Annotated in this window: 22 protein-coding genes and 1 other RNA gene; 18 read left to right on the top strand and 5 right to left on the bottom strand. The window is 36.4% G+C overall.

What is annotated here, in order from left to right:
- Window positions 1-507 precede the first annotated feature (507 nt).
- Entirely contained in the window at window positions 508-1,545 is a 1,038-nt protein-coding gene (locus Q1B07_RS16595) for a LacI family DNA-binding transcriptional regulator (RefSeq protein WP_299092363.1), read from the top strand.
- Between the two features lie 25 nt (window positions 1,546-1,570).
- On the opposite strand, the gene Q1B07_RS16590 is transcribed toward Q1B07_RS16595, so the two are convergent.
- Together Q1B07_RS16590 and Q1B07_RS16585 are read right to left on the bottom strand one after the other, a co-directional pair.
- The gene (locus Q1B07_RS16590; protein ID WP_299092364.1) at window positions 1,571-2,119 is read right to left on the bottom strand and encodes a shikimate kinase; all 549 of its coding nucleotides are present in this window, start codon (window positions 2,117-2,119) and stop codon (window positions 1,571-1,573) included.
- Window positions 2,120-2,246: 127 nt separating this feature from the next.
- Window positions 2,247-3,593, bottom strand: a complete 1,347-nt coding sequence (locus tag Q1B07_RS16585) for a hypothetical protein (RefSeq protein ID WP_299092367.1) — start codon at window positions 3,591-3,593, stop codon at window positions 2,247-2,249.
- Window positions 3,594-4,031: 438 nt separating this feature from the next.
- Between Q1B07_RS16585 and Q1B07_RS16580 the strand changes: the two genes are divergently transcribed.
- The 6 genes from Q1B07_RS16580 (at window position 4,032) to aroD (ending at window position 11,654) form a co-directional block, all read left to right on the top strand.
- A complete protein-coding gene (locus Q1B07_RS16580; RefSeq protein ID WP_299092369.1) occupies window positions 4,032-5,471 on the top strand; it encodes an aldehyde dehydrogenase family protein in 1,440 nt (479 codons plus the stop codon).
- A gap of 64 nt (window positions 5,472-5,535) precedes the next feature.
- Window positions 5,536-6,534, top strand: a complete 999-nt coding sequence (locus tag Q1B07_RS16575) for an alcohol dehydrogenase catalytic domain-containing protein (RefSeq protein WP_299092370.1) — start codon at window positions 5,536-5,538, stop codon at window positions 6,532-6,534.
- A complete protein-coding gene (locus Q1B07_RS16570; protein ID WP_299092372.1) occupies window positions 6,531-8,294 on the top strand; it encodes a thiamine pyrophosphate-binding protein in 1,764 nt (587 codons plus the stop codon). Before Q1B07_RS16575 ends, Q1B07_RS16570 begins: the two co-directional genes overlap by 4 nt.
- A gap of 29 nt (window positions 8,295-8,323) precedes the next feature.
- Window positions 8,324-9,154, top strand: coding sequence for a TIM barrel protein (locus tag Q1B07_RS16565; RefSeq protein WP_299092374.1), 831 nt, complete (start codon window positions 8,324-8,326; stop codon window positions 9,152-9,154).
- 250 nt (window positions 9,155-9,404) lie between these two features.
- The gene (locus tag Q1B07_RS16560; RefSeq protein WP_299092376.1) at window positions 9,405-10,703 is read left to right on the top strand and encodes an MFS transporter; all 1,299 of its coding nucleotides are present in this window, start codon (window positions 9,405-9,407) and stop codon (window positions 10,701-10,703) included.
- Between the two features lie 201 nt (window positions 10,704-10,904).
- Window positions 10,905-11,654, top strand: coding sequence for a type I 3-dehydroquinate dehydratase (gene aroD, locus Q1B07_RS16555; protein WP_299833094.1), 750 nt, complete (start codon window positions 10,905-10,907; stop codon window positions 11,652-11,654).
- Window positions 11,655-11,777: 123 nt separating this feature from the next.
- On the opposite strand, the gene Q1B07_RS16550 is transcribed toward aroD, so the two are convergent.
- The 3 genes from Q1B07_RS16550 to Q1B07_RS16540 form a co-directional block, all read right to left on the bottom strand.
- Window positions 11,778-12,737 (bottom strand): hydroxymethylglutaryl-CoA lyase, encoded by a 960-nt coding sequence (locus Q1B07_RS16550; RefSeq protein ID WP_299092378.1) that lies wholly within the window; start codon window positions 12,735-12,737, stop codon window positions 11,778-11,780.
- A complete protein-coding gene (locus Q1B07_RS16545; protein WP_299092379.1) occupies window positions 12,738-13,946 on the bottom strand; it encodes a CoA transferase in 1,209 nt (402 codons plus the stop codon).
- 181 nt (window positions 13,947-14,127) lie between these two features.
- Window positions 14,128-14,832, bottom strand: a complete 705-nt coding sequence (locus tag Q1B07_RS16540; protein ID WP_299092380.1) for a FadR/GntR family transcriptional regulator — start codon at window positions 14,830-14,832, stop codon at window positions 14,128-14,130.
- Between the two features lie 308 nt (window positions 14,833-15,140).
- Between Q1B07_RS16540 and Q1B07_RS16535 the strand changes: the two genes are divergently transcribed.
- The 11 genes from Q1B07_RS16535 (at window position 15,141) to Q1B07_RS16490 (ending at window position 26,805) form a co-directional block, all read left to right on the top strand.
- The gene (locus Q1B07_RS16535; RefSeq protein WP_299092382.1) at window positions 15,141-15,389 is read left to right on the top strand and encodes a hypothetical protein; all 249 of its coding nucleotides are present in this window, start codon (window positions 15,141-15,143) and stop codon (window positions 15,387-15,389) included.
- A gap of 181 nt (window positions 15,390-15,570) precedes the next feature.
- Window positions 15,571-15,804 (top strand): preprotein translocase subunit SecG, encoded by a 234-nt coding sequence (secG, locus tag Q1B07_RS16530; protein WP_046514102.1) that lies wholly within the window; start codon window positions 15,571-15,573, stop codon window positions 15,802-15,804.
- Window positions 15,805-16,003: 199 nt separating this feature from the next.
- On the top strand, window positions 16,004-16,744 hold the full coding sequence (locus Q1B07_RS16525; RefSeq protein WP_299092387.1) for a carboxylesterase: 741 nt from the start codon (window positions 16,004-16,006) through the stop codon (window positions 16,742-16,744).
- 15 nt (window positions 16,745-16,759) lie between these two features.
- Entirely contained in the window at window positions 16,760-19,096 is a 2,337-nt protein-coding gene (gene rnr / locus Q1B07_RS16520) for a ribonuclease R (protein WP_299092389.1), read from the top strand.
- Window positions 19,097-19,436: 340 nt separating this feature from the next.
- Window positions 19,437-19,904: an SsrA-binding protein SmpB gene (gene smpB / locus Q1B07_RS16515; RefSeq protein ID WP_299092391.1), complete on the top strand. Its 468-nt coding sequence runs from the start codon at window positions 19,437-19,439 to the stop codon at window positions 19,902-19,904.
- Window positions 19,905-20,056: 152 nt separating this feature from the next.
- Window positions 20,057-20,396: a transfer-messenger RNA gene (gene ssrA, locus Q1B07_RS16510) on the top strand.
- A 1,218-nt stretch (window positions 20,397-21,614) separates the two neighbouring features.
- A complete protein-coding gene (locus Q1B07_RS27055; protein ID WP_366945213.1) occupies window positions 21,615-21,863 on the top strand; it encodes a type II toxin-antitoxin system PemK/MazF family toxin in 249 nt (82 codons plus the stop codon).
- A 527-nt stretch (window positions 21,864-22,390) separates the two neighbouring features.
- A complete protein-coding gene (locus Q1B07_RS16505; RefSeq protein ID WP_299095529.1) occupies window positions 22,391-23,332 on the top strand; it encodes a hypothetical protein in 942 nt (313 codons plus the stop codon).
- A gap of 20 nt (window positions 23,333-23,352) precedes the next feature.
- The gene (locus Q1B07_RS16500; protein ID WP_299095533.1) at window positions 23,353-23,841 is read left to right on the top strand and encodes a hypothetical protein; all 489 of its coding nucleotides are present in this window, start codon (window positions 23,353-23,355) and stop codon (window positions 23,839-23,841) included.
- A complete protein-coding gene (locus tag Q1B07_RS16495) occupies window positions 23,828-25,867 on the top strand; it encodes a hypothetical protein (RefSeq protein WP_299095536.1) in 2,040 nt (679 codons plus the stop codon). Before Q1B07_RS16500 ends, Q1B07_RS16495 begins: the two co-directional genes overlap by 14 nt.
- A gap of 95 nt (window positions 25,868-25,962) precedes the next feature.
- Window positions 25,963-26,805: an SMEK domain-containing protein gene (locus tag Q1B07_RS16490; protein WP_299095539.1), complete on the top strand. Its 843-nt coding sequence runs from the start codon at window positions 25,963-25,965 to the stop codon at window positions 26,803-26,805.
- Window positions 26,806-26,875: the final 70 nt, after the last annotated feature.

The following is a 26,875-nucleotide window of genomic DNA, read 5'->3' as shown; positions in this document are numbered from 1 at the left end:
CGATAAAGGAACTGCCTGGTGAAAAGGGTGGTTCCTTTTTTGTAATACCAGAATTTATATATTTACTTAACATAGCTTGCGTTCCAGGCGCCTTGCGCTTTTCTTATAATATCAGAATTTATATATTTTCTTAACATAGCTTGCGTTTCTGAATCTAGCTCCAGGCGCCATCGGCTCGAGGTCATAAGTCAAACAGGAATTGAAGGTAAAGAACACCTTCTATTCCTGTTCGCCTTATGCTTGTCGCCGATAGGCAGGCGCCTTGCGCTTTTTTTAATAATTATTTGCTAATTGAGAAGACTATTTCATTACATGAGTACTTGCTTTCATTTGACAGGTGGCTTAAATCGTACATATAATATAACTTACAAAACATAAAATTAGCAGGCAATTAGTTGCAATGGTGTCGCTTTTGATTTGTTTTAATCGATTTAAGGCGCAAGAAATTGAAAAATCTAAAAGTGAAAGAAGTAGATGAATTTTGCAGTTAGCAGGTGATTTTTTACTATGAAACGAGAAAAACGTCCTCGTGTTACCTTGCAGCAAGTAGCTGAACATGCAGGTGTATCTCGTGCTACCGCTTCACTTATCGTTAGAAATAGTCCAAATATATCAGAAAAAACTCGAAAAAAAGTGTTAGCATCAATGCGTGAACTTGGTTATGTTTACGACCGTGTTGCGGCTAATTTGCGCTCACAGCGTTCTTCCACAGTAGGAATCATTATTACAGATATCGCTAATACATTCTTTTCAGAATTATTGATAGGTGTCCATCAAGCATTAGAGAAGAAAGGGTATACCGTTCTGCTTGGTACCACTTTTGACTCAGATGTAAAGCAGGATAAACTTCTTTCTACAATGCTTGAACATAGAGTTGGAGGAGTTATACTGTGTCCTGTTTCAGGCACTTCTAAGGAAACAATTGATCGAATCAAACAATTGGATATACCAATTGTGCATGCTGTTAGAGAACTATCTGATACAAACTGCGATTATGTAGGTGTTGATTATGTAAGCGGGGCACAAATGGCTGTCAGTCACCTTATTAAGAAAGGCCACCATAGAATTGCCTTTCTAGGAGGTCGTTCTGAATCCTCTACTTGGAAGCACAGAATGGAGGGTTACAGCAGGGCATTCCAGCAAGCAGGTTTAGAAATCGATCCAACCTTAATTATCGACTCAGCTCCAACAAGAGAAGGCGGGATGGAAGCGGTGGAGAAGGTTTTACAACTTGATTATCCCCCGACAGCCATTTTTAGTTTTAGTGATTTAGTAGCTTTTGGCGTTATGCTTGGTATGAGAAATTCAGGTTTAATCCCTGGAAAAGATATTGCTGTTGTTGGATTTGATAATATACCAGAATCAAGACTAGCAAATCCTCCCTTAACAACCGTGTCGTCTTTTGCTCGTCAAATTGGTTCCAATGCTGCAGAGCTTCTTCACAAAAGAATTTTGGAATTTGATCGTGAAAACGAACGTATTATCCTAAGTCCAGAGCTTGTTGTTCGTGAATCTTCATTGGTCACAAAAGAAAAAAGCTTGTGAAGGAAAAATTCCTTTACAAGCTTTTTTAATCATAAAGCTCCCATGCTGTTTTTAGTGAATCAACAATAAAATCAGCAACAGATTCGATATCAAGATTGTCTGTTTCGACTTTTGAATGATGTAAAGAGTAGATTTCTTGCCTTTTATAAAAAAGCTCTTCTATTTCCTCCAATGTTCTGCCTTGTAAAATTGGGCGGCTGTCAATGATTAAACTGATTCTTTCTTTCCAGGATTCCCAGGATAAGTCTAGAAAAAATACAATACAATTTGATAAGCAAATCTTCCGGATCTCCTCTTGTAAAAAAGCGCCGCCACCTACTGAGATGATTTTCAATCTTTGCTTAGAAAAGTGGTTAATAATGCTTTTTTCCTTTTCCCGAAACACTTTTTCACCTACAGTTTTGAAAATTTCTGAAGTAGGCATATTATATTCCTTTTCAATTTCCTTATCTATATCAACAAAATCTCTGTATAGTTTTTTTGCGACTAGTTCACCAATAGTGGTTTTACCAACTCCCATGAACCCTATAAAAACGATACTTTTTTCTCTAAGAGACATTTTATTGTTTATCATTTAGTAAGCCTCTTTCATTTATTTTTAATGTTTATCATTCCATAGTATATACGAAATAATTATAATGTTTCGAAAAATGACACTTAAAATTATAGTATAAAATTCCGATTTTGTAAAAAGACTTTTATCATATCGAGTTTAGCGAAAAAGCAATAAAAATACTTAATAGCATATAGAAAATAGCGAAAACGATATTCCATAAACCTAATCTGTATGGATTTATTTTTAATTCGTCTGAAAGGATCGAAACAGATAAATTAAAAGGACTGAACATGACAGTTGCTAAACTGCAAGATATTAATACAATTGTAAAGGAAATCGTTGATACCTCAGGTAAAATAGGTTTCAATAATTCTGCTAGGAGTGTCAGTGATACGAGTGGATGAAACCCTATAAATGAGGTAAATAAAAAATATCCCCCAACCATTAAATAAAAAACGAATGATTGATCAGTGATTGAACGGAATGCTGATTGTAAAAACGTAAGATGTCCTGAAAGTGAAAGCATTTCAACAAATAATCCCGCACTTAAAAACATAAAAAAGTAGTTAGACAAGCCTTTTGTTCGTTCTTTCCAATGGGGAATGGTAATCGAAAAATATCTGCGTATTTTACGGATATATAGTGCCCAAACAATTGAAATTGGAATAATCAAAAGTACAACTGCAAAAAGAAAGCCTCTATCGATCCCCTTTTGTAATAAGGAAACGGAAACAATAAAGAGAAACAGCATGAATAGCATTTCAACTATTTTTCTATAAACCTTTTTATATGAAATTTCTGAGCTGTTTTCGATAACTAATGAAACATTCCGATACTTGAAATATGAGAGCAACCAATCTGAAAGGATTGTGATGATGGCAATGGAAAATGCAATTGGAAATACTTGATAATATCCTTTGTTGGTTAAATCAATGGATGTACTGACCATAACTTCCATCGGACTCCATGTTAGACATAAAGCATAGCTGCGTAATATATTTTGGGTGTAGTATCTATCTGCCATTATTTTTGGCAGCTGGGACAATGTTCGATCTAATGATTTTTTCAATAGCGGAAGAGTGGCTATATTTAAAAATAAACCAAGAAAATGAGTAACCAGGAAGCTTCGTTTATATAGTTTACTCAAACGATCTACTTCATTTTTTAATAAGAGACCGAGATTAATATCGTACCGGCCAACACGAATAATAGAGTTGATAAAAGGTAGAACTAAAAATAATGAAAGAACTCCCAGCATAGATTCGAAGTGTAATAAGAAAGCATACCAAGGATGATCACCTGTTAGAAACAATAGAATGCCGATGGCAAGAAAGCAAATACCAGATATTAAATATAAGCCTTTCGCGCGGAATAATGAAAGTAGTAGTGTAACTAGTGCAAGAATACCTATACAATAGCTGAAAAAAAGATCTGTGAAAAATCTTGAGACGATATATAAGATGATAAGCAATGTATAAATAAAAATAGTCAATTCAAATTTGCTCCTTTCAATTAGATCGATCCAATAACAGCATTTACTTTATTAAATAGGCATTAAATATTAGATGAATACTAACAAAATCTTCTCATATCGTCTAGAGGAAAACAATCTTAATAAATCGAAATAGTGAGAATATTAAAAAAGGTATTGCAAGGTATTTGTTTATATTGTAAGATGTTGATAACGTTTACAATAAACATTTTCATTTTGATAGTCTGTTTTATTAGATCGATCTAATAAATTTTGTAGACGGCAAAGAAGGCAAGCCCTGATGAAGTAGTCGAAAATGTTCAAGTTGTAATACGTTATTATTTACTATCGAATAATTAGATCGATCTAATAAACGATTAAACTATAGTACATAGCATGTACTATTTATTTCAGCCAACAATTAGATCGATCTAATAAAAAGAAAAGCAGGTGGAAAACATGAGTGTAAACATCGCACAACCTTATATTAACGGTGAATGGATTTCTTCCAGCGGTAAGAGTGCTCCTATCATCAGTCCATATTCACAGGAAGTAATAGGCGAACAAATTTTTGCAACAAATGAAGATGTAGAAAATGCTCTGGCAGCAGCTTATAAAGCGAAAAAGCAGATTGCAAGCATTCCTTCACATCAAAGAGCGAAGATTTTAAAGAAAGCTGCAAGCTTATTAGAAGATGAGAAAGAAAGATTTGCAAACCTGATTTCTAGAGAATTGGGAAAACCTTTAAAAAATACGCTTGATGAGGTGTCACGTTCAATTGAAACATTGGAACTGTCTGGTGAAGAAGCGAAAAGATTAATAGGTGAAACATTACCTGGAGACGCATCTGAGCGGGGAACACAGGCGATTGCTTCAACGTTCCGGGTACCAGTCGGCTTAGTAGCAGCTATTACGCCGTTCAATGCTCCATTAAACTTAGTTTGTCATAAAGTTGGCCCTGCATTTGCCGCTGGTAATAGCGTGATTTTAAAGCCAGCTCCACAAACTGCTTTAATCGCTACAGAACTTTTAAAATTATTGCTTAAAGCAGGGTTTCCTGAAAATGCAGTAAATATGGTCTTAGGCGGTGTCGAAGCAGGTCAGCAAATTGTAAAAGATGACCGTGTAAACATTATTTCATTTACAGGCGGAGTAGTGGCCAGCAGAAATATTTGTGAACTTGCCGGTATGAAAAAAGTTCTTCTTGAGTTAGGTGGAAACGCTTCAACGATCGTTCATGAGGATGCTGATTTAGACCGAGCTGCAGCTATGTGTGCGAGAACTGGATATAGTAATTCCGGGCAAAGCTGTATTTCGGTACAAAGAATCTATGTTCATCAATCAGTCATTCCGAAGTTCACTGAACTTCTAAAACAAGAAGTGTTAAAGCTTAAAGTTGGAGATCCCCTGCAGCCGGATTCTGATGTAGGTTGTCTAGTTGATAAAAAAGCAGCAAACCGTGTGATGGAATGGATCGATGAAGCAGTTGGTTTGGGAGCGGAATTAATCTGTGGAGGAAAACAATATGGAGCAACAGTAGAACCTACCGTGTTATTCAATCCGCCAAAAACAAGTAAAGTCGTGTGTGAAGAAGTCTTCGGGCCTATTGTCAGCATTATCCCTTATGAAACGATTGATGAGGCGATTGAAGAAACAAATGATTCATCATTCGGACTTCAAGCAGGGCTTTTTACAAATCAAATGGACTTAGCATACAAAGTAGCACACTCACTTGAAGTTGGCGGGGTAGTAATAAATGGAACATCTAATTATAGATTGGATCACTGGCCATATGGCGGCGTCAAAAACAGTGGTATTGGTCGTGAGGGCCCCCGCTATGCGATTGAGGATATGACTGAAACTAAGATGATTGTATTACATCTCCCTGTAAATAAGTGATTACAGATAAATGAAACGTTAGCGAAAAAAGAGTTAAGAAAGTAGTGAACTGGTGGTGAAAAAGGTGCAAGGATTATTTATAAACAATCCAGGTGATTTAGAACTAAAAGAGTTTCCGTCTTCACCCTCTTTAAAAGCGGATGAAGTGAGAGTCAAATTAATATATGGCGGAATTTGCGGATCAGATATTGGTGTATTCAAAGGGAAGATTCCACATGCCTCATATCCGATCAGACCAGGTCATGAATTATTAGGAACAATTATTGAAGCAGGCGAGGATTCTAAATACGGAATTGGTACGAGAATTGTCGTGCAGCCTAATTCATTTTGCGGAAAATGTGACCTGTGTTTAAAAGGTAAGACCAATATTTGCCGGAATAAAAAGTCGTTAGGCGTGAACACGGACGGCGGATTTTCAGAGGAGTTTATTATTTTATCTAAGTATGTATTACCAATTCCTGATAAATTGCCAGATGAAAGAGCTGTGTTAATCGAACCTTTTGCGGTAATCGTCCATGCCTTCAAAAAGGTTGTGATTACAAAAGGGACATCTGTTGCAGTGATCGGCTGTGGAACGGAGGGTATGCTCGCTATTGCGTTAGCCACTTATTTAGGAGCAAATATAACAGCTATAGATATAAGCAAAGAGAAATTAAATAAAGTAAAAAGCTTTGGCGATATTAGAACCGCACATCCAGAAGAAATAGGGGACGAAGAATTTGATGTTGTTATTGAAGCAGCTGGTGTACAACAAGCGGTGGAACAGGCGATGCAAATTGCGGGGCCTGGCGGCTCTGTTGTACTCATCGGACTTGCACCAGAAGCAAACTTCCCAGCTGTACGAATTGTTAGAAATGAATTGACTGTATATGGATCGATCATTTATAACTTCCCAGATGATTTTGAGCAGACTCTTGAGTATTTAATGAAGGATGATTTTTATGTTGAACCGATTATTTCAGAGATTATTCCTTTTAAAGAATATGAAAGAGCATATGAAGCGGCTGTTTCAGGGAAGTATGGAAAAATTGTCTTAAATTTTAAGGAGGGCTGTGACCTATGAAAGATTTAATTTCACATCAATTAATCAAATACCTAGAAAATAGAGGCGTAGAACATATCTTTGGACTTTGCGGACATACAAATATTGCCGTACTTTCAGCCTTAGAAAAAAGCTCAATTAAATTTATTAACACCAGACATGAACAAATTGCAGCACATATAGCTGATGGATATGCAAGAGCGAAAAAAGAAACTTCTGTTATCTTAAGTCATTTAGGGCCTGGTTTAACAAATGCTGCAACTGGTGTGGCAAACGCAGCCCTAGATTCTATACCGATGGTTGTCATTGCCGGAGATGTTCCGAGTCATTATTACGGAAAACATCCACACCAAGAAGTCAATTTACATGCGGATGCCTCACAATATGAAATTTATCGTCCTTTTGTAAAACGCGCATGGCGTGTCGATCGTCCAGACCTTTTTCCGGAAATTATTGAAAAGGCTTTCCAGTTAGCTGAAAGCGGAAACCCTGGACCGGTTTTAGTTTCGGTACCAATGGATATTTTCTCTAAAGAAGTTGATACCGCTTTATTTGAAAGATTAAACCATAACACAAAATCTCTGCATAAACCCTCTATTGATGATGAAACTGCAAAAACAATTATTAAAACATTAGTCAATGCTAAAAACCCTCTCTTCTATGTTGGCGGTGGAATTATGTTAGCTGATGCTGCTGAAGAATTAAGAGAATTGGTTGATCACTTAAGTATTCCTGTCGCACATTCGCTTATGGGGAAAGGTGCAGTATCAGATGATAATCCATTGACGCTTGGAATGACAGGATTCTGGGGAACAAAATTCATTAATGATAAATGTAAGGAAGCAGATTATATTCTAGCTTTAGGAACTCGATTTGCAGAAGCTGATTCAAGTTCATGGGAACCAGAATATACCTTTAATTTTCCACCAACTAAATTAATTCAAATTGATATCGATCCAAGTGAAATCGGCAGAAACTATCCAGTTGAAATCGGTGTTGTTGCAGATTTAAAACAGGCTTTAACGGTGTTAAATCGAGCAGCAAAAGAATTGGTGCCTAACGGACTGCAGAATGATGAGCTAAAACAAGAAATTGTTGCAAATAGAGAAGAATTTAAGAACAGCAATAAAAAATATATTACAGACAATTCTTTCCCAATGAAACCACAGCGTATTTTACATGAGGTTCGCGAAGTGCTTCCTAGAGATGCATATATCACGACAGATGTAGGCTGGAATAAAAACGGAGTTGGGCAGCAATTCCCGATTTATGAAGCTGGAACCGTTCTTACACCAGGCGGCTTTGCGACAATGGGATTTGGAGCACCAGCTGCTTTAGGAGCCAAACTCGCACAACCGGAAAAGATAGTTGTTTCATTAGTAGGTGATGGCGGCTTTGGACAAAATCCAGCGGTCCTTGCAACAGCAGCAGAATCGAATATCCCTGTCATTTGGGTAGTAATGAATAACTGTGCATTTGGTACCATTGCAGGGCTAGAACAAGCTCATTTTGGCACAACATTCGGAACGATCTTCCAAAAGGATGGGGAAACTTTTTCACCAGATTATGCACAAATCGCAAAGGCATATGGGATCGAAGGAGTGAAAATTGAATCGGCAGAACAATTTAAGCCTGCATTGAAGCAAGCAATTGAAGCTAATAAACCATTTGTCATTGATGTTCAAATGCAGAATATCCCGACTCCGACTGCCGGGCATTGGAATATCATGGATATTTACTCTCCTGGTAAAAAGGTTCACCACGTAGCTGTTGAAGCCTAAGGTCAGATACCAGATTGGAGGAATACAAGATGACAAAACAATTTTCGCTAGCCCACCTTACCGCGCTTGGTTGTACACCACCTGAAATGACTTACCTAGCAGCGAGAGCCGGCTATGATTTCGTCAGTCTCAGACCCATTTACATGGGTCTGCCTGACGAACCTAACTACGCGTTAGCAGAAAACAAGCAGATGCTGCGGCAAACGAAAGCCGCCCTTAGAGAAACGGGTGTCAAGCTGCTTGACATCGAACTAGCACGGATCAGCAATGACATCGATCCGAAAAAATATGTACCTGCTATGGAAGTAGCTGCGGAACTTGGCGGACGTCATGTTCTTAGTAGTATTTGGACGAACGACCGCAATTGTTATATTGAGCGTTTTGCTGAACTTTGCGAGCTAGCCAAACCTTTCGGACTGACAATTGAATTAGAATTTGTCCCAATTGCCAGTGTTACAAATCTTGCGGGAGCACTTAATGTACTTCGCACAGTAAAACAGCAAAATGCCGGTCTGATGATCGATATCCATCATTTCCATCGCTCAGGAGATAAGGTGGAGGATCTTGATGCGGTGCCGCGTGAATGGTTCCGTTATCTTCATCTTTGCGATGCACCTGCGGAAATTCCGACCTCGATAGAAGAGATGACGAAAATCCTTCGCGAGGCACGCTTATATGTAGGAGAGGGCGGCATTGATATTGCGAGTATCGTGAATCGTATTCCCGAGATCCCATATTCGATTGAGCTGCCGCACGATAAACGTGCTCAGGAGCTAGGTTATGAGGAACATGCGCGACGTTGCTTGCAATCTGCAAAGGATTATTTCGAGGCCCACTCGCTTAAACAACAGATCAGATAAATTAACAAACGAAGTAGATATACATGAGAACCTGAAAACGTAATCTCGTTACGTAAAAGTGTCATGAGATTACGTTGTCCTTTTTCGCTTTACACCAATTTTAATAGAGTCTATTGTTGAAGTAACTTGATTTATTGAGGGAGATTTAGTTAATGTTGATGTTGGTTTGACAGGAAATTTATTTTGAAAACGTTTACCAGAGGATATATTTACGAAAGAATAAAAAAATTTAACTAAGTGAGGGAAAAGGATGAAAAAACATCGTTGGACAATAGTACTATTAATTGCTATTGGTGTGATCGTTAACTATTTTGATCGAATTAATATGTCAATCGCAATGCCGTTATTACAACAGGAATTTGATTTGACAGCAGGTCAGATGGGGATTTTTTTATCTGCCTTTGCATGGTCATACGCTCTTCTTCAACTTCCTGTCGGGCCATTGCTGGATAAAATAGGAGTCAAATGGGTAACGCGAGTGGCTACAGTGATATGGACAGTAGCCTGCCTATTAACTGCAGTCGCTAATGGATGGGGATTAATCATATTATCTCGGGTCTTGTTGGGGATTGGGGAGGCTCCGTTTTTCCCATCTGCTGCTAAAGCAGTCAGTCACTGGGTTCCTCGAAATGAACGAGGGAGGGCCATAGCTGCCTATGATTCGCAGTCTAAACTTTCAAATGCAATTGGTGCTCCTATACTGGCCTTGATTGTGACTGAATGGGGATGGCGCGGCGGTTTTTTAGCAACTGCCATTCTTAGTTTGGTCTATGCCATCGTGTTTTGGGTGTGGTACCGCGAACCTCATGAAGATAAACGTTTGACGAAAGAAGAGTATCAATATATTACCGAAGGTGGTTCACAAAGTTCAAAAGAATCGACTGGTAGTGCAATGAAAAACTTACGTTACCTATTAACAAAACGAAAAGTGTGGGCAGTATTTATTGGATTTGCAGCCTATGGATATTCATGGTTTTTATTCTTGACATGGCTTCCTGGATACCTTGCAACAGAAATGGGTATGTCGATCTTGAAATCTGGATGGTACTCGGCGATTCCATGGATTGTCGGTACAATCACAGAACTTGTCATTGGCGGCTGGCTCGTGGATCGTCTCATCAATAAGGGCTACAATCGAACACGTGTGTGCAAAGTGTTTTTAGTTACGGGAATGATTTTCGGTTTGTCAATCATTGGTGCAGCGTTTACCCATAGTGCAAATATGGCTGTATTTTGGATTTCGATGGCGCTTGGTGGTCTTGTCGTTACATCTGCGGTTGCCTATAGCATTCCTACTTTTATTGCTCCTAAGGGGAGTGTGGGAACGTTGACAGGACTTCTAACCTTTGGAAACAATTCGATGGCAATCATAGCTCCAATTACCACAGGATTTATCGTTCAGGCCACAGGTTCTTTTATGTATGCATTCCTATTAGCAGCAGCTTTTCTAGTCGCTGGAATTTTGAGCTATACGTTCCTGCTGAAAGATCTAGAACCAATTGAAAGTGCCACCTCAGAATCATCATCGCAAAATGAGTTAATTTCATAAGGAATTCAAAAGTGAGTTGCTGCGGGTATTATCATATTTCTATTTCCGTTGGCAGCATAATGCATATAGAAATCAACCCTTAAATTTGAAATCGTTTTTTATTCTTAATATTAAAAATAGTGTAAAATTAATATCGGATAATTATTAAATGACGAAAAAACAAAAATTGTTCGAAACGAAATAGCATTATGAGGAGGAGTAATGATGGAAAGGGAGTTATTGGAAAAATGGCCATCTATTTGTACACCATTAACGGGTAGAAATACTGAAGAACTTATCGTAGAACTGAATAGTATTGTACCTAAAAAACCTGATTTAATTGAGTGGCGTGCTGATTTTTATGATCAAATTGACCAGTTTGATCAAGTAATTCGTACTGCCGGAGAGATATTTAAAAATTGTAACGGTATTCCGATATTATTTACAATTCGTTCCCATAAAGAAGGGGGACAAGCAATTCCTTTAACAGAAGAAGGGATAGTAGATCTGCTTAGTAACATTTGTCAGACTGATTTTGTAAAGATGATAGATTTTGAGGTGTCTAATAAGCTTGAACATATAAAACGGCTTAAAGAAGTTTCAAGCAATCATCAGAAAACATTCATTCTTTCCTATCATAATTTTGAATATACACCGGAAAAGCCTGAGTTATTAGATCGCTTACGGACGGCAGCGTCTTATGGTGCAGATGTAGCTAAGCTCGCTGTTATGCCAAAAGATGAAAAGGATGTATTAGCATTATTAGAAGTGACGAAAGATGCCCAAGATGAATTGAATATTCCAATCATTACGATGTCAATGGGTGGCATGGGGGCAATTAGCAGAATGCTAGGCTGGATTTATGGTTCTGCGGTAACCTTTGCCGTCGGAGAAACAAGTTCAGCACCAGGTCAAATTCCAATAGAAAATCTTAGAAAAATCATAGAATTAGTAAAAGAATCAGTAGAGTAGGAGAAGGAAAGGAAAAATATTATATTTAAGCGTACTATAGCTCGATTTTATTCGTAACTTGTTCTATTCATACTTTTGAAACTAATAAGAGGTTAATCCAATTAAGGATTAACCTCTTACTATTTACTGTTCAATCTTCTCTTGACTTTCTGGTTTCATATGCAATTGAGAGCATGGACCAGCCTGAAGCATATAGCTGCCTCCATCATGCCCAAGTGAATGTTTGACATCGTTTGCTACTTTGATCAGTGCCTCGAGATTAATTCCTGTATCAATGCCCATTTCCTCTAGACTGTGAACAAGGTCTTCTGAAGCAATATTGCCACTCGCACCAGGTGCATATGGACAACCACCTAAACCTGCAATTGAACTATCAAAATGGACGATTCCTTGCTGAAGAGCAGCGACAGCGTTCGCAAGGGCCATTCCTCGAGTGTTATGCAAATGCATGGAAAAAGTCATTTGTGGAAAGCTGGACTTTAAATGTCCTAGCATCTCAAATACTTGCTTAGGGTTTGCCATACCGGTAGTGTCTGCTAACGATATTTCATCAATTCCCATTGTCGTGTAACGTTCAACAATTGAAACAATACGCTCTAATCGAACTTTACCTTCGTACGGGCATCCAAATGCTACTGAGATAGAACCGCCAACCTTCACTCTATGTTTTTCAGCTAATTCAATAATAGGAGCAAAGCCATTTTGCGCTTCCTCTACAAGACAGTTGGCATTTGAAAGGCTATGAGAGTCTGTGGCAGAAAGCATTAGCTTTAACTTTTTTATCCCTGCATCAATCGCACGCTGTGCACCTCTAACATTGGGTACTAATGCCCGAAACTTAATAGAAGTTAAATCTTGGACACTTTTAACGACCTCCTCGGCATCCCTTAATTGTGGAATTGCACGAGGATGAACGAATGATGTAATTTCCATAGATTGAATACCGGTTTTTGCAAGTTCACGTATGATTCGTATTTTTTCCTCTGTTGGAATCCATTCCTTTTCCATTTGAAAGCCATCACGAGGGGCCACTTCACAAATTGTCACTTTAGCAGGTAATGTCATTTCTAGTAATCTACTCATTTAAATAACCCCCTTTTCTTTTAAAACTGCAAGCTCTTCAGTAGATAAACCAAGCTTGCCGCCTAAAATCTCTTCGTTATGCTCTCCTAATTCTGGAGCGCGATGTCTAATTGCTCCAGGTGTATGTGAAAATTTTGGTACAACTCCTGGGACTTTAATTTTACCTAAACGAGGATGGTCAACTTCTACAATATTTTCTCTCGCTTGGTATTGTGGATCATTAAAAATATCTTCTATCGTTAAAATCGGACTTACTGGAACGCCAAATGAGTCTAATTTTTCTTGCAGTTCATTTTTCGTATGAAGACGGATCCATCCAGATACAATTTCTTGTACTTCTTGATCATGCTTTAATCTTTCAGAATTTGTATAATAACGAGGATCAGATAACATATCTGTTCTTTCCATGGCTTCCGCCAGACGGTCGAAAGTAGAGTCTGTACTACAAACAAGGACAACAAATTTTCCGTCCTTTGTTTCGTATGTTCCGGCTGGACTTGAATGACCTGCTAAACCAGGGCTTCGCTCTCTTACTTTTCCGTTTTGATCATACTCAGCAATTAAAAACTCCAGCATACGGAATATAGATTCATATAAACCCATTTCAACAACTTGTCCTTCTGGCTCGTCGTTTGCTTCGCGGTTGTAGAGAGCGCTTACAGCAGCGAAAGCAGCATAAACACCTGTAATATAGTCTAACAAAGAATACGAAGGACTGACAGGCGGCCGATCTGGATATCCCTGAATAGCTGTATGTCCGCTAAATGCCGTTGCTGGAGTCCCAAACCCAGCTTTTTCTCGATAAGGACCTGTCTGTCCATAACCGGAAACTCGTACCATAATTAGTTTAGGATTCACTTTTTTTAATTCTTCATAGCCTAAATTCCATCTTTCTAATGTACCAGGGCGAAAATTCTCAATTAAAATATCTACTTTACTAATCAACTTTTTGAAGATTTCTTTTCCTTCGTCTGAACGAATATCTAATGTAACAGACTTTTTATTTCGAGCTAACCCAGGCCATCTCAAAGGCTCAGTACCTTTCCAAGGTCCTACTGTTCGAAGCGTGTCTCCTTTTCCTGGTAACTCGACTTTCGTAACTTCTGCACCTAAATCGGCTAACAAAGTTGCACCAAAAGGAGCAGCAATCATAGTTGAAATATCCAATATTTGAACACCTGTTAATGGTCCATAATTTTGTTGAGACAATATTCTCACTCCTATTTATTAGTTTAAAGTAGTATAACTTCTTGTACTTAGTTTTTGTGTCTAGCTCCAGGCGCCATCGACTCTAAGGTCTAGTCAAATAGGAATTGAAGGTAAAGAACACCTTCTATTCCTATTCGCCTTATGCTTGTCGCCGAATGCTTAGCGCCTTGCGCTTTTCTTATTAGTTAATTCCTAAAACACTATTTCGAAGATGCAGCAAATGAATATGAGTAGCTTCGATCGCTCCTTTTACGTCCCGTGCTTTAACTGCCTCTAAAATCGCTCTATGTTCAGCTAAAGATTCTAAATAACGCTTTTTTGAATGCAATGTTTGTTTTCGAACCTGGCGATTCATATTTAAATTCGTTTCCATCATAGACACAAACACAAAGTTTTGAGTTGCTTCTGCTAATGCAAGATGAAAACTGCTATCGGCTTCTACCATTTCATCTGGATATTTTAATTTTTCTTCCATTTTCAACAAGACTTGCTCCATCTTTTTTATATTCTCAGCAGTGGCTCTTTGACTAGCTAATTCGGCAATTTTAGGTTCAAGAGTTTCTCTTGCCTCCAAAAAATAAATAACAGCTGTCTTTTCAATCAGATCAACAGTATTAAATTTGTACTCTAATTTCATGTTTTGATCGACTTGCTGAATAAATCTTCCGCCGCCAGGCTTCGAAACGATTAAACCTTCTGACTCTAACACACGGCAGGCTTCACGTAATGAAGTACGGCTGCACCCTAATGTTTGTGCTAGAACACGCTCACCTGGCAAACGATCACCTGGCTGCAACTTTCCATCATCGATTAGCTTTCTGATTTGGACGACTATCTTTTCGTACAGTCTTTCATTTTGTACTCCAGAGAACATTTGATCACTCATGGGAACACCCCCTCAAATTTTTAATTGTATTGGTCCACTGGTTAGTCCACTTTTATCTAAAGTATATGGATAAAAGTAATGAACGTCAAGATGAATAATTTAAATTCTAGATAAAATTAGATTTTTCTATATACTGTTATGGATATAATAGGGCAAGTTATTCAGTCGGACATAATTTTTTCAAAATAAACTTTGATTTTAAGGGAGGATTCTGATAAAGTTAACTTAAAAATAAATTGGGCTAACCAGTAGTCCGTTATTGAATCGGTAGTCTGTGTTCTAGTGTTTTTGGGAAGGAGGTACATGTGATGACTCCCACTTATAGTGAAATGCTTAGTACGTTAGGGTACGATGCATTAAATATTATATTTGGAATTAATACAAAACCATTTAAAGAGAGAGAAAAGAAGGATTTAATTCGATTGCTCACCATATCAGAAAAAGATGAAATAATTAAAGCTAGAATTCAAAAGGTTTTAGAATTAAATCATAGTGATACTATGAAAAAAGAAATGTTACTTTCTTTATTGAAAGATGAGCATAAAGGAAATAATTAAAAACAAGTTCTATTTATGTGGTGAAAAATTGCGGTTTTTAAAGGTTTTTTGACTTATTTGATAAATAATTTTTGTAGGATTTAAAGGCAGCAATCTAAACTCTTACTTATTATTGTGAAGATTAACTATTTATGATACATTTAAGGTATCTATTTGTGCGCATATCAGGAGGTGTCATTTCATGCATACAGCATTAATTATCCTACTTGTTTTAGTATCAATCGCGTTAATCACTGTTGTTTTATTACAGTCCGGTAAAAGCGCTGGTTTATCAGGTGCAATTTCTGGTGGTGCCGAGCAGCTTTTTGGAAAGCAAAAGGCCCGCGGACTTGATTTAATTTTGCACCGAGCAACCATTGTGTTATCTGTACTATTTTTTATTTTGACAATCTTGGTAGCCTATATAGTTGAGTAATGGTAGAAGCAAAGGGTCTGGATTCAGGCTCTTTTTTTATTAGGATTAATTAGACTAAATCATGTATTAAGCAAACATCTTGGTAAACAACCAAAAGGTTTGTTTAAATAGAATAGATGGAACATAATGAGCAGTACTACTGCGGAATATTTAGGTTAAACTAACGAAAAGAACTTGTCGTAAAAAGGAGTAACTAAGTATGAAAATAGTATTACCAAAACCGTTTACATTTGAAGGCGGGGACAAAGCCGTTTTATTATTACATGGATTTACAGGAAATACAGCAGATGTTCGAATGCTTGCACGTTTCCTAAGTGAAAGAGGCTATACATGTCATGCACCGCAATATAAAGGACATGGTGTTCCTCCTGAGAAGCTTGTTCATACGGGTCCTGATGATTGGTGGCAGGATGTCCAGCAAGGCTATGAGCATTTAAAAAGCATGGGTTTTGAAGATATTGCGGTTGGGGGATTATCGCTGGGCGGAGTGTTTTCGCTAAAATTAGGTTACACTGTACCTGTAAAGGGTATTGTTACCATGTGTGCCCCAATGTACATAAAAAGTGAAGAGGTTATGTATCAAGGGATTCTTGACTATGCTAGAAATTATAAGAAGTTTGAGGGAAAATCACCTGAGAAAATAGAAGAAGAAATGAAAGAGTTTGCGAAGACACCGATGAATACGTTAAAAGCATTGCAGGATCTTATTTCAGATGTCCGCAACAATGTTGACATGATTTATTCCCCTACATTTGTCGCTCAAGCTAGACATGATCACATGATCAACGCAGATAGTGCGAATATTATTTATAACGAGGTAGAAAATGATCACAAGAAAATAAAATGGTATGAGGAGTCTGGCCATGTTATTACGCTTGATAAGGAGCGTGATCAACTGCACGAAGATGTCTACCAATTTTTAGAGAGCCTAGATTGGTAAAAAGGAGGATACTAGATGGAGCAAGAAATTCAAGTACATATCGATAAGCTGCTTGCTTTTATGAAGGAAGAGGCTTACAAGCCACTAACAGTCCAAGAGCTTGAAGAAGCGTTTGGAATAGAGGATTCTACAGAATTTAAAGAGTTTGTAAAAGCTTTGGTCGCTATGGAGGATCAGGGGCTGGTCGTTAGAACGCGGAGCAATCGCTACGGCTTACCGGAAAAAATGAATTTAATAAAAGGGAAGCTGATTGGTCATGCAAAGGGCTTTGCTTTTGTTGACCCGGATGATGCAAGCTTAGATGATGTGTTCATCCCCCCTACCGAGCTTAAAACAGCGATGCACGGGGATACTGTTTTAGTTCGCGTAAGTCCAAAAACATCCGGAACACGGCAGGAAGGGACAATTATCCGTATCTTAGATCGCGGTGTAAAAGAGGTTGTCGGGACTTATACAGAAAGCAAAAATTTTGGCTTTGTGATCCCGGACGATAAAAAAATCGCAAATGATATTTTTATTCCGAAAAATGCGTCAAACGGGGCTATTGAGGGCCATAAGGTTGTTGTCAAGCTAACGACCTATCCTGAAGGCCGCATGAGTGCTGAAGGGGAAGTTGTGACGATTTTGGGTCATAAAAATGATCCAGGTGTCGATATTTTATCGGTAATCCATAAGCATGGACTGCCTGGTCCGTTTCCTGCAGAGGCACTTGGACAAGCAAATGATGTGCCGGATTCGATCAACGAGGAAGATTTAAAGGATCGTCGTGATCTCCGTAATGAAACCATCGTGACCATTGATGGGGCGGATGCAAAGGATTTAGATGATGCAGTTACCGTGCAAAAACTAGAGAACGGAAATTACAAGCTTGGCGTCCATATTGCTGATGTCAGCCATTATGTAACAGAGCAGTCGCCAATTGATCGCGAAGCATTGGAGCGCGGGACAAGTGTCTATCTCGTAGACCGTGTGATTCCGATGATTCCGCATCGCCTTTCAAATGGAATTTGTTCCTTAAATCCGAAGGTGGACAGATTGACATTGTCCTGTGAAATGGAAGTGGACGAATCCGGCACTGTCGTGAAGCACGAAATTTTCCAAAGTGTGATTAAAACAACGGAGCGAATGACCTATTCAGATGTAAATAAAATCCTTGAGGACCGCGATGAAAAGCTGATCGAAAAATATAATGAGCTTGTACCAATGTTTGAACTGATGGGCGAGCTTGCGCAAATCCTGCGAACAAAGCGGATGAACCGCGGCGCGATTGATTTTGATTTCAAAGAAGCAAAGGTCCTTGTCGATAAAGAAGGGAACCCTACGGAAGTTGTGCTCCGCGAGCGCTCTGTAGCAGAGCGGTTAATTGAGGAGTTCATGCTTCTTGCCAACGAAACAGTGGCTGAGCATTTCCATTGGATGAATGTTCCCTTCATTTATCGTATCCATGAGGATCCTAATGCTGAAAAGCTGCAGCGCTTCTTAGAATTTATTACAAACTTCGGCTATGCAGTTAAAGGGAAATCAAACGAAATTCATCCCCGTGCCCTGCAAAGCATTTTAGAAGAGGTACAGGGAACACCAGAGGAAACTGTGATTTCCACAGTTATGCTTCGCTCCATGAAGCAAGCAAAATATGATCCGGAAAGTCTCGGGCACTTTGGATTAGCAACAGAATATTATACACATTTCACTTCACCAATCCGCCGCTATCCGGATTTGATTGTACACCGTTTAATCCGAACCTATTTAATAGAAGGCAAGGTGGATGAAGAGACTCGCACGAAATGGGCAGAGAGCTTGCCTGTTATTGCTGAGCAGTCTTCTAATATGGAGCGCAGAGCAGTTGAAGCAGAGCGTGAAACAGATGAATTGAAAAAGGCTGAATACATGCTTGATAAAATTGGTGAAGAATATGACGGCATTATTAGTTCTGTCACTAACTTTGGAATGTTTGTCGAGCTGCCAAATACAATTGAAGGTCTTGTACACGTCAGCTATATGACAGACGATTATTACCGCTACGATGAACGTCATTATGCGATGATCGGTGAGCGTACGGGCAATGTTTACCGGATTGGCGATGAAATCACCGTCCGTGTCGTAAATGTCAATAAAGAAGAACGCTCTATTGACTTTGAAATTGTTGGCATGAAAGGAACAAGAAGACGTTCGGCCAAGGAAACACCGAAAATTATTTTAGCCGGACAAGGCCGAAAAAAATCAGACAAGAAGGATGACCGGGGCAAACGCAATGGTGACGAGGAATGGTCAACACGTCCACCGAAGAAAAAGAAGAAAAAACATTATGAAAATGCACCGAAGGCAAAGCGGAAAAAGAAGAAAAAACGATGACCTTAACAACGAGGGACTAGCACAGTCCCTCGTTTCGGTTTCTTCCATTTTATAAATCGCTCAAACTATTTAAGTTGCAAAATAAATAGCTAAAGTTGCAAAATTATCGAAGAAAGTTGCAAGATTAACAAGGGAAGCTGCAAAAAAATAGTCAAAAGTTGCAAAATAAACCATTTAACTTGTTAAAAGATGATGAAAGTCAGCTGCAATTTAAAAGATGAAGCAGGTTAGCCACACTTGTTTATCCTTCAAATACGCATAATTATTGAGAAGAAGTCCAATTTTTGCTAAAATAGAAGTTATCGCTATACGTAATAGCTATTGAAGGGAGGCTTACGCAATGCCAAAAGGAATGGGAAAAACAGTCGCTCAAAACAAAAAAGCGAATCATGACTACACTATTGAGGAAACATATGAAGCAGGCATTGTCCTTCAAGGTACTGAAATCAAATCGGTTCGAAATGGCCGTGTCCAATTAAAGGATTCCTTCGCACGTGTTGAACGCGGTGAAGTATTTTTGCACAATATGCATATTAGTCCGTATGAACAAGGAAACCGATACAACCACGATCCGTTGCGGACAAGAAAGCTTCTTTTGCATAAGCGGGAAATAGTTAAACTCATCGGAGCTACAAAAGAGGAAGGATATGCGCTTGTACCATTGAAAATGTATTTGAAAAATGGCTATGCCAAGGTTTTAATTGGTCTTGGAAAGGGTAAAAAGAAATACGATAAGCGTGAGGATCTGAAGAAAAAAGAAGCGAAGCGTGACATTGAACGCGCCTTTAGAGAACGACAAAAGATCTAAAGGTAAAACCTTACAATTGCAATCTCGTCCAAGTCTGTTATAATAGATTTTGTAAGACATCACAACACAATTTCATAAGCAATTAAGCTTATCTAACTTTTATAACTTCCCGTATTCCCAAAGATGGCATATACGGCTTATCATGGGGACGTTACGGATTCGACAGGGGTAGATCGAGCTTAGGTTGCGGGCCGAAGGGATCGTCTTCGTTAAAACGTCACGCCAATAATAACTGGCAAAACTAACAATAACTTAGCTGTAGCAGCTTAATAACTGCTTAGCTGTTCCTCCCTCCATCGTCCATGTGGTAGGGTAAGGGACTCACTCATAGTGGACTACGCCTAATTCCTCCGTCTGGGGATGATGGAAGAGACCAATCAGACTAGCTGTTCTGACGCCTGTCGATAGGCATAGGAGTTAGCGAAACCGCAAATATATCGACTACGCTCGTAGATGCTTAAGTGGCGATATTTCTGGACGTGGGTTCGATTAATTATTAGTCGCCTTATGTGGCAACACATAAGTGAAAATTCGGCTTTATCGGTGAAACCTAAGTCACAGTAACTGTGATAGGGCAATGCCGAGCGGTATGTGGAGCAATCCAACAGCCGTGTATCGACTTATAGGCTGCCATGACTTGTGGTAGTACTAGGATACGAAAATCTGCCAAAGCTTTTAGGTAAATCTACTTTTCGTATAAGACGCCGAAGGACCTGACGATCAGGTTCAAGATATAGTCAGTGCCATGACGAAAGCATGGAATAGCACGTCCCACCGTCTCCACCAAATACATAATTTGGTGGTTGTTGTTTTTTATGCTTATTACCATATAATGGCCGGTTGGCCACTTTATAGTGCCTAAAAATCTTTTAAATATCCGTAATAATTCTTCGCTCTTCTCTTACTATCGTATAAGCATATTGGCATAAAATGGATTCTGTACTTATATTTTTGGATGCCTTCATTCAAAAATCATAATCGTGGAAGAGAGATTCCAAAGAGTTAAAGCTGCTTTCAATTTCTAAAAAACATTAAATGTTATATCAATGTGTTCCTTTAATATTTCCTTAGTCATTTAACCTCTTTTATATCAACCCAGGTTTGATATTCTGTTTTCCAACTAGTGTGTTCTAAAAGCTGAAAGAATTTCAGAAATGTTTTGTGAAATACTGATTAATTAAATTATGAACGTTTAGTGTTAGCTAGCACTAACGTTCATTTTTATTTTATATTAAATATCATTCCTTAATCAAGAAACCAGGATATCCATCCTCAATAAACTTTAATATATTAATGAAATACAAACAGGGTTTTATTTATTGCAGCAGGTTCTACTGTAATTAATAAGAGGAAAAGATGTTGACCTTCCATACTTACTAATGGGTACGTTGATCCAAGTATGGTTAATGCCTATTCATATAGAAATTATTGAACTATAGGAGCAGAATAGTTGAACAAGGATTGTTATGGTGATCCTTATCAGTGCTTTAAACCATACGCTAGTCGAAAACTGTAATACGTAGTAGACACATACTGATTAATAAGATTCTTTACTTTTGAATGTTTTTGAGAAGGAATGCACATAAGTTAACCGCAGTAAATTTTAATGGTGAGACTGATAAAAATTGGATCTAATGTTTGATAGTATCTAAAATAATATAAAACTTAAGAGGTGTTTGGAAGTAACAAGGCTATCAATATTGGGGAAATATACCTGACAATACAGGTGTATCGGGTAAAAGACCATTTTTAGTTTTATCTAACGACCAATCGAATAATAATTCAGTAATTGTAGCACCATTAAGATCAATTAATAGCCCTATAGCAACTCATATTAATATGACTGGTGATTTATATCCATTTAAAGATGGTTCTGTGCTATTAGATCAAATAACTACAATTAATGGAGAATTTTTGGAGGGGAAATTTGTAAAAAAACGGATGAGGAATACAGGATAGTTAAAGAAACACTGAGAACTTTGTTTTCGCTTAAAATTATAGTAAATATGCCTGTTACTGGCCCATCAGTTGATGGGGTGCGGAAGTATTTATTTCTTAGAGAAGATGTTGCCCCCTTATTAAATAAATTATCTATCTATAATATAAACTTGTAAAATGTAAGATTGTAACACTTTTCATTTATAACAAGAAAAAAATAAAGGATATATAAAGTAGTTGAAACGAAAAAAGGAACACTGAAAAATTCTCAGTGAATCCATTTTTCTTTGTGGCAAATGATGATCGTTGGCAGTCGGGTTTCTTAACAACTAGTCTTATCTATGATAACCATAATATACAAATTATATGTCCCTTAAAATTAATAATTCCCAAAAATAATTACTTAGAACTAAATGAAGTAATAGTTAAGAATGACTATGATGTAAAATTAAGGTAAACTAATAATATTATTAGTTTACCTTAATTTTTTTATTTTATTCATTTCTAATGCATTACAAACTGGGGAAGTTTTCTAAGGAGTGTCTTAATTGTTAAATTTGCTAGATAAGAAGATAGATGCAAACTTATGGGAAGATATATGTAGTGAGTGTTATAGAAAAAGATATCAGTCCAAGGGATTCCACACAGTTCCAGCTAATTATAAAGGGGATTTTGGTATAGAAGGTTTTACTAGTAGTGGTATAGTATACCAGTGTTACTATCCAGAAAAAGAATATAATGATGATGATCTATATAAACATCAAAGAAAAAAGATGACGGATGACCTAAATAAATTAATTAACAATGGTGACGGATTAAGAAGTATAGGGATAAATAAAGTTAGAGAATGGCACTTTGTTATACCGGAATATAGGGATAAAAGGATATTGATTCATCGAACAAATAAGAAAAAGGATGTTATAAAAAGTAAAATTGAAAAAGGTCTAACCCATATTTCGGACAATTTTGAAATACTAATAAAAGTTGAAGCTGACTTTTTTGAGGAATTATCAATGTTGTTAAACTTAAAAAAAGACTATAAATTAGATTTTGCTTTTAGACATACTGGAGAAGTTGATTGGAGTTTATGTCCATCTGAAAAGTTAGAAAACATACAGAGAAAATTAAAAGCAATATTGATAAAAGAGGATGGAACTGTTGATGAGATGCCTTATAAGAGACTAGTGAATTTATATGTTAGCTTTTATACAAAAGGAATAGAAACACTTGATAATTTACGTATAAATAGTCCTGTTTTGTATGAAAATATAATTCAATTTTCTCATACACTTCAAGTCGAAGCACAAATGAAGTGTGATTTAAATATTAGTAGGACTTTAAATAATACCTTATTTCAGCAGTTGCTAGTTGATTTCGAACTTAAGTTAAAAGAAGCTTTTGGAGAGGTAATTACAGCTACTTCAATCTCAGAATTAAAGAATAACTTGGTTAGTGCCTGGCTAGCTGATTGTCCACTAGAATTTAGGTGAATTGGAGGCATAAAATTAGTATGGATTCTATTATACCCAAGAATGTAGAAATTATTCGTATAAATAAAAGGGCTATTTCAGTTCCCTATAAGTATAGGATTTTATATATGATTTCACAAATTAGTTTAATTTTACATATATGTGGTGGGAAACGAGCCAGTTCACTATTAAAAGTCCAGATAATTTCAACTGCGATTAGTTCCCGAAAGGAATTTGAAAAATTAATAACGTTCCTGAATGATGGAAAATCCCCCTTAGACATTATAAGGTTTGATCCTTCTGTAAATAGGGGGATTGATTTTGCGATTGCTGAAAAAATAATTCACAGGCAAAAGAATGGTCTTTTCAAGTTGTCAAATAAAGGGAAAATATTTATAAACGAAATTATAAAAGATAAAGAGATTTTTTTATTAGAGAAGAAACAGCTTAATATAATTGCAGATAGACTTACTGAAGAGAAAATTGAACAACTTAAAACAGTGTGGAGTGACTTTGATGTTAAAAATTAATAGGTTGAAAATCGTAGTTGTTACAGTAGATGGTAACTATGGAGTTGATGAGATCTTTGATAAAAAAGTAACTTTTATTGCAAGTAATGAAAATACCCAAGGTAAAAGCTCTTGTTTGGAGGCTATCTATTACTGTCTTGGGCTTGAGGAACTAATTGGGGGGAGAAAGGAGAAAACTTTAAAACCTGTTTTCAAAAAGGCAGTTGAGTATAACGGTAAGGAAATTGCAGTAATAGAGTCTAATTTTTACTTAGAAGTCGAAAACGAGTTAGGAAAGGTCATAACAATAAATAGATCAGCTAATAAACCGAATGTGGATTCAAATTTAGTAACTGTATATTATGGTGATATTAAGCAAATTGAACAGACTTTTGTAAAATCGGATGATATGTATTTACACTCACCAGGTTCGGCAACAAATTTAAAAGGGTTCCATTATTATTTGGAAGAATTTCTTGGTTGGTCTCTACCTCTAGTACCATCGTATGAAGACAATGATAGAAAGTTGTATCTACAAGTAGTTTTTTCAGCTATGTTTATTGAACAAAAAAGAGGATGGTCTAATATATTAGCTACATTACCAACATATTTTAAAATTAAAGAACCAAAGAAAAGAGTTATCGAGTTTCTTTTAGGGTTAGATTCATTAAAGAATGAGAAATTGAGAATTAAGTATAAAGAGACAGAAAACTATATAACTAATCTATGGACAAACAAACTTAAACTAATTAATAGAGAACTATATGAGATAAATTGTAAACTTTATGGAGTGCCCACTTCACCGAAAATCCTAGAAGATGAATTAATAAAGAAAGTAAGTATATACAAAATTAATGATGAAGGTAAAGAATTAAAACTTGGTGATTATATCAATAACACAAAAAATAAATTAAATAACTATATGCAGAGAAATATTAAAATTGGAGAAATAAATGATGAGTTGCAAAATGATCTTATTAAGTTACAAAGTTTAGTATCAAAATATGAATCTGAACTAGCAAGCACACAAGATGAATTAATATTTAAAGAAGGAAGTATTAATTCTTTGTTAAATAGCTTGGATATAATTAACAACGATATTATAAATAATAAGGATATTTTAAAACTTAAAAAAATGGGATCTTCTGCTGACTGGTTTACTAGCGACAACCAATGTCCGGTTTGCCATCAGGAAATTAGTGATAGTCTTTTACCTCAAAAAGTGGATTATGAGTTTATGAGTATTGAGGAGAACATAAAACACTTAGAGTCACAAAAGTTATTGTTGGAATATGGACTAAATACAAATAAACAGGAATTAAAAAGGGCACAAGAAACAGTTGCTTACTATAAGAATAAAATATTAAGTTTGACAAAAATTATAAAGTCGATAGTTAATGACATTTATTCAAATGATGAAGAGCTTTCAGAAAAAGTTATACGTGAAAAAATAATGATAGAAAACGAGTTAGACAAACTATTTAAAGTTGAGCAAGAAATATATAAATTATTAAAAGATATAAAAGATTTATCGATTAAGTGGAGAGAGTTAATGGAGAATAAGAATAGTTTACCTGATGACAAATATTCAATTAATGATAGAAAAATTATAAAGGATTTGAGAAATAGCTTTGTCAATAATTTGAATAGTTTTGGCTATAAAAGTATTATAGATAAATCAATTATACAGATTGATGAGAATAGCTTATTACCTTCGAGTGATGGGTTTAATATGACTTTTGACTCTTCAGCTAGTGATAATATTAGGGCTATATGGGCATTCACTCTAGCTTTAATGAAAACATCAAATCAATTTGGTGGTAATCATTCAAATTTACTAATCTTTGATGAACCGGATCAACAAAGTATCATTACAAATGATATGAAGAACTTTTTCAAGAATATCATAGATTCTCAAGAGAAGTGCCAGGTTATTATTGGTATCACTATAAAAGATGAAGAAACTAGGAAAACTATCAAATCGTTAGATAAAGATAATAGCAAGATTATTATGTTAGATGAAAAGGCGATAAAACCTCTAAATTAACTTTAATCTTTTTGAGTAAAGCTTAAATTTCTCTATTCGAAAGCAAACAAAACTATATTCTATGCAGTATAAAATGTCGGTAGGAGATGCTAAAAGTGTTTAATAGAAATAAAAAAGTGGATAAAATAATAAAGAATCTCACTCTAATACACTACTATGTAAAAAGTCGTAATAAATCAGCGGGTTATACAGACATTAATAAAGATTGTGAAGAATTTTTTGCTGGTTTATTTAATATTGTTTTACAGAGTAATCTTATAAGACTTGAAAAGATAAAAAAGGATCACAAAGGTATAGATCTAGGTGACGAACAAAATTCGATAGCAATGCAAATTACTTCTAGTACTAAAAGGAAAAAGATTATAGATACTATAACAGCTTTTGAAGATGAAAGTTTAAAGCTGTACAAGAAATACAATAAAATACTATACGTATTTATTATCGGTGAAAAAAAGGAATATAAAACTTTTGATAGTGTGATTAAAAAAAAGTATCGACTACAAATTATTGATATATATGACCTAATAAGTGTAATTATTAATAGTAAAGAAGAATTAATTGAAGAGGTAGTTGAATATATAGGTGCTAATATAGATGGCCATTTCCTCAACGAATTGGCATATAATACAGGATATTTACCTAAAGAAGAGAAAGAAGAGATAAAAAAGTTTAAAAATGCAAAAACGTTTATAGTAGATTATTTTGGGGAGTCATTAAATTCAACCAATGCAATGGATATTGTAAAGGATATAAATATTCTAATTAAAAAATTAAGTTGTATAGATAAATCATCTCGAGAGCTATTGTATAGCTTAATTTATAATAGGAATAGAGAGGAATCAAATGAAGAATCCATCAAAGTTGAAAATAAAATTGGATTAGCAATTAAGCAGTATGGACGAGAAGATTTATATTCTAGTTTGGTTATTAATGGATAGGTTACACTTAGCTGGACAAAAAAATTAAGGGCTAGCAGACTGATAGAGAAATAAGTATATCAACCCTTAG

Origin of the sequence: uncultured Metabacillus sp. (assembly GCF_947503125.1) — a bacterium.
Taxonomy (GTDB): Bacteria; Bacillota; Bacilli; order Bacillales; family Bacillaceae; genus Metabacillus.
The sequence above is the reverse complement of the archived record's forward strand: the minus strand, read 5'-3'. Positions and strand labels throughout refer to the sequence as shown.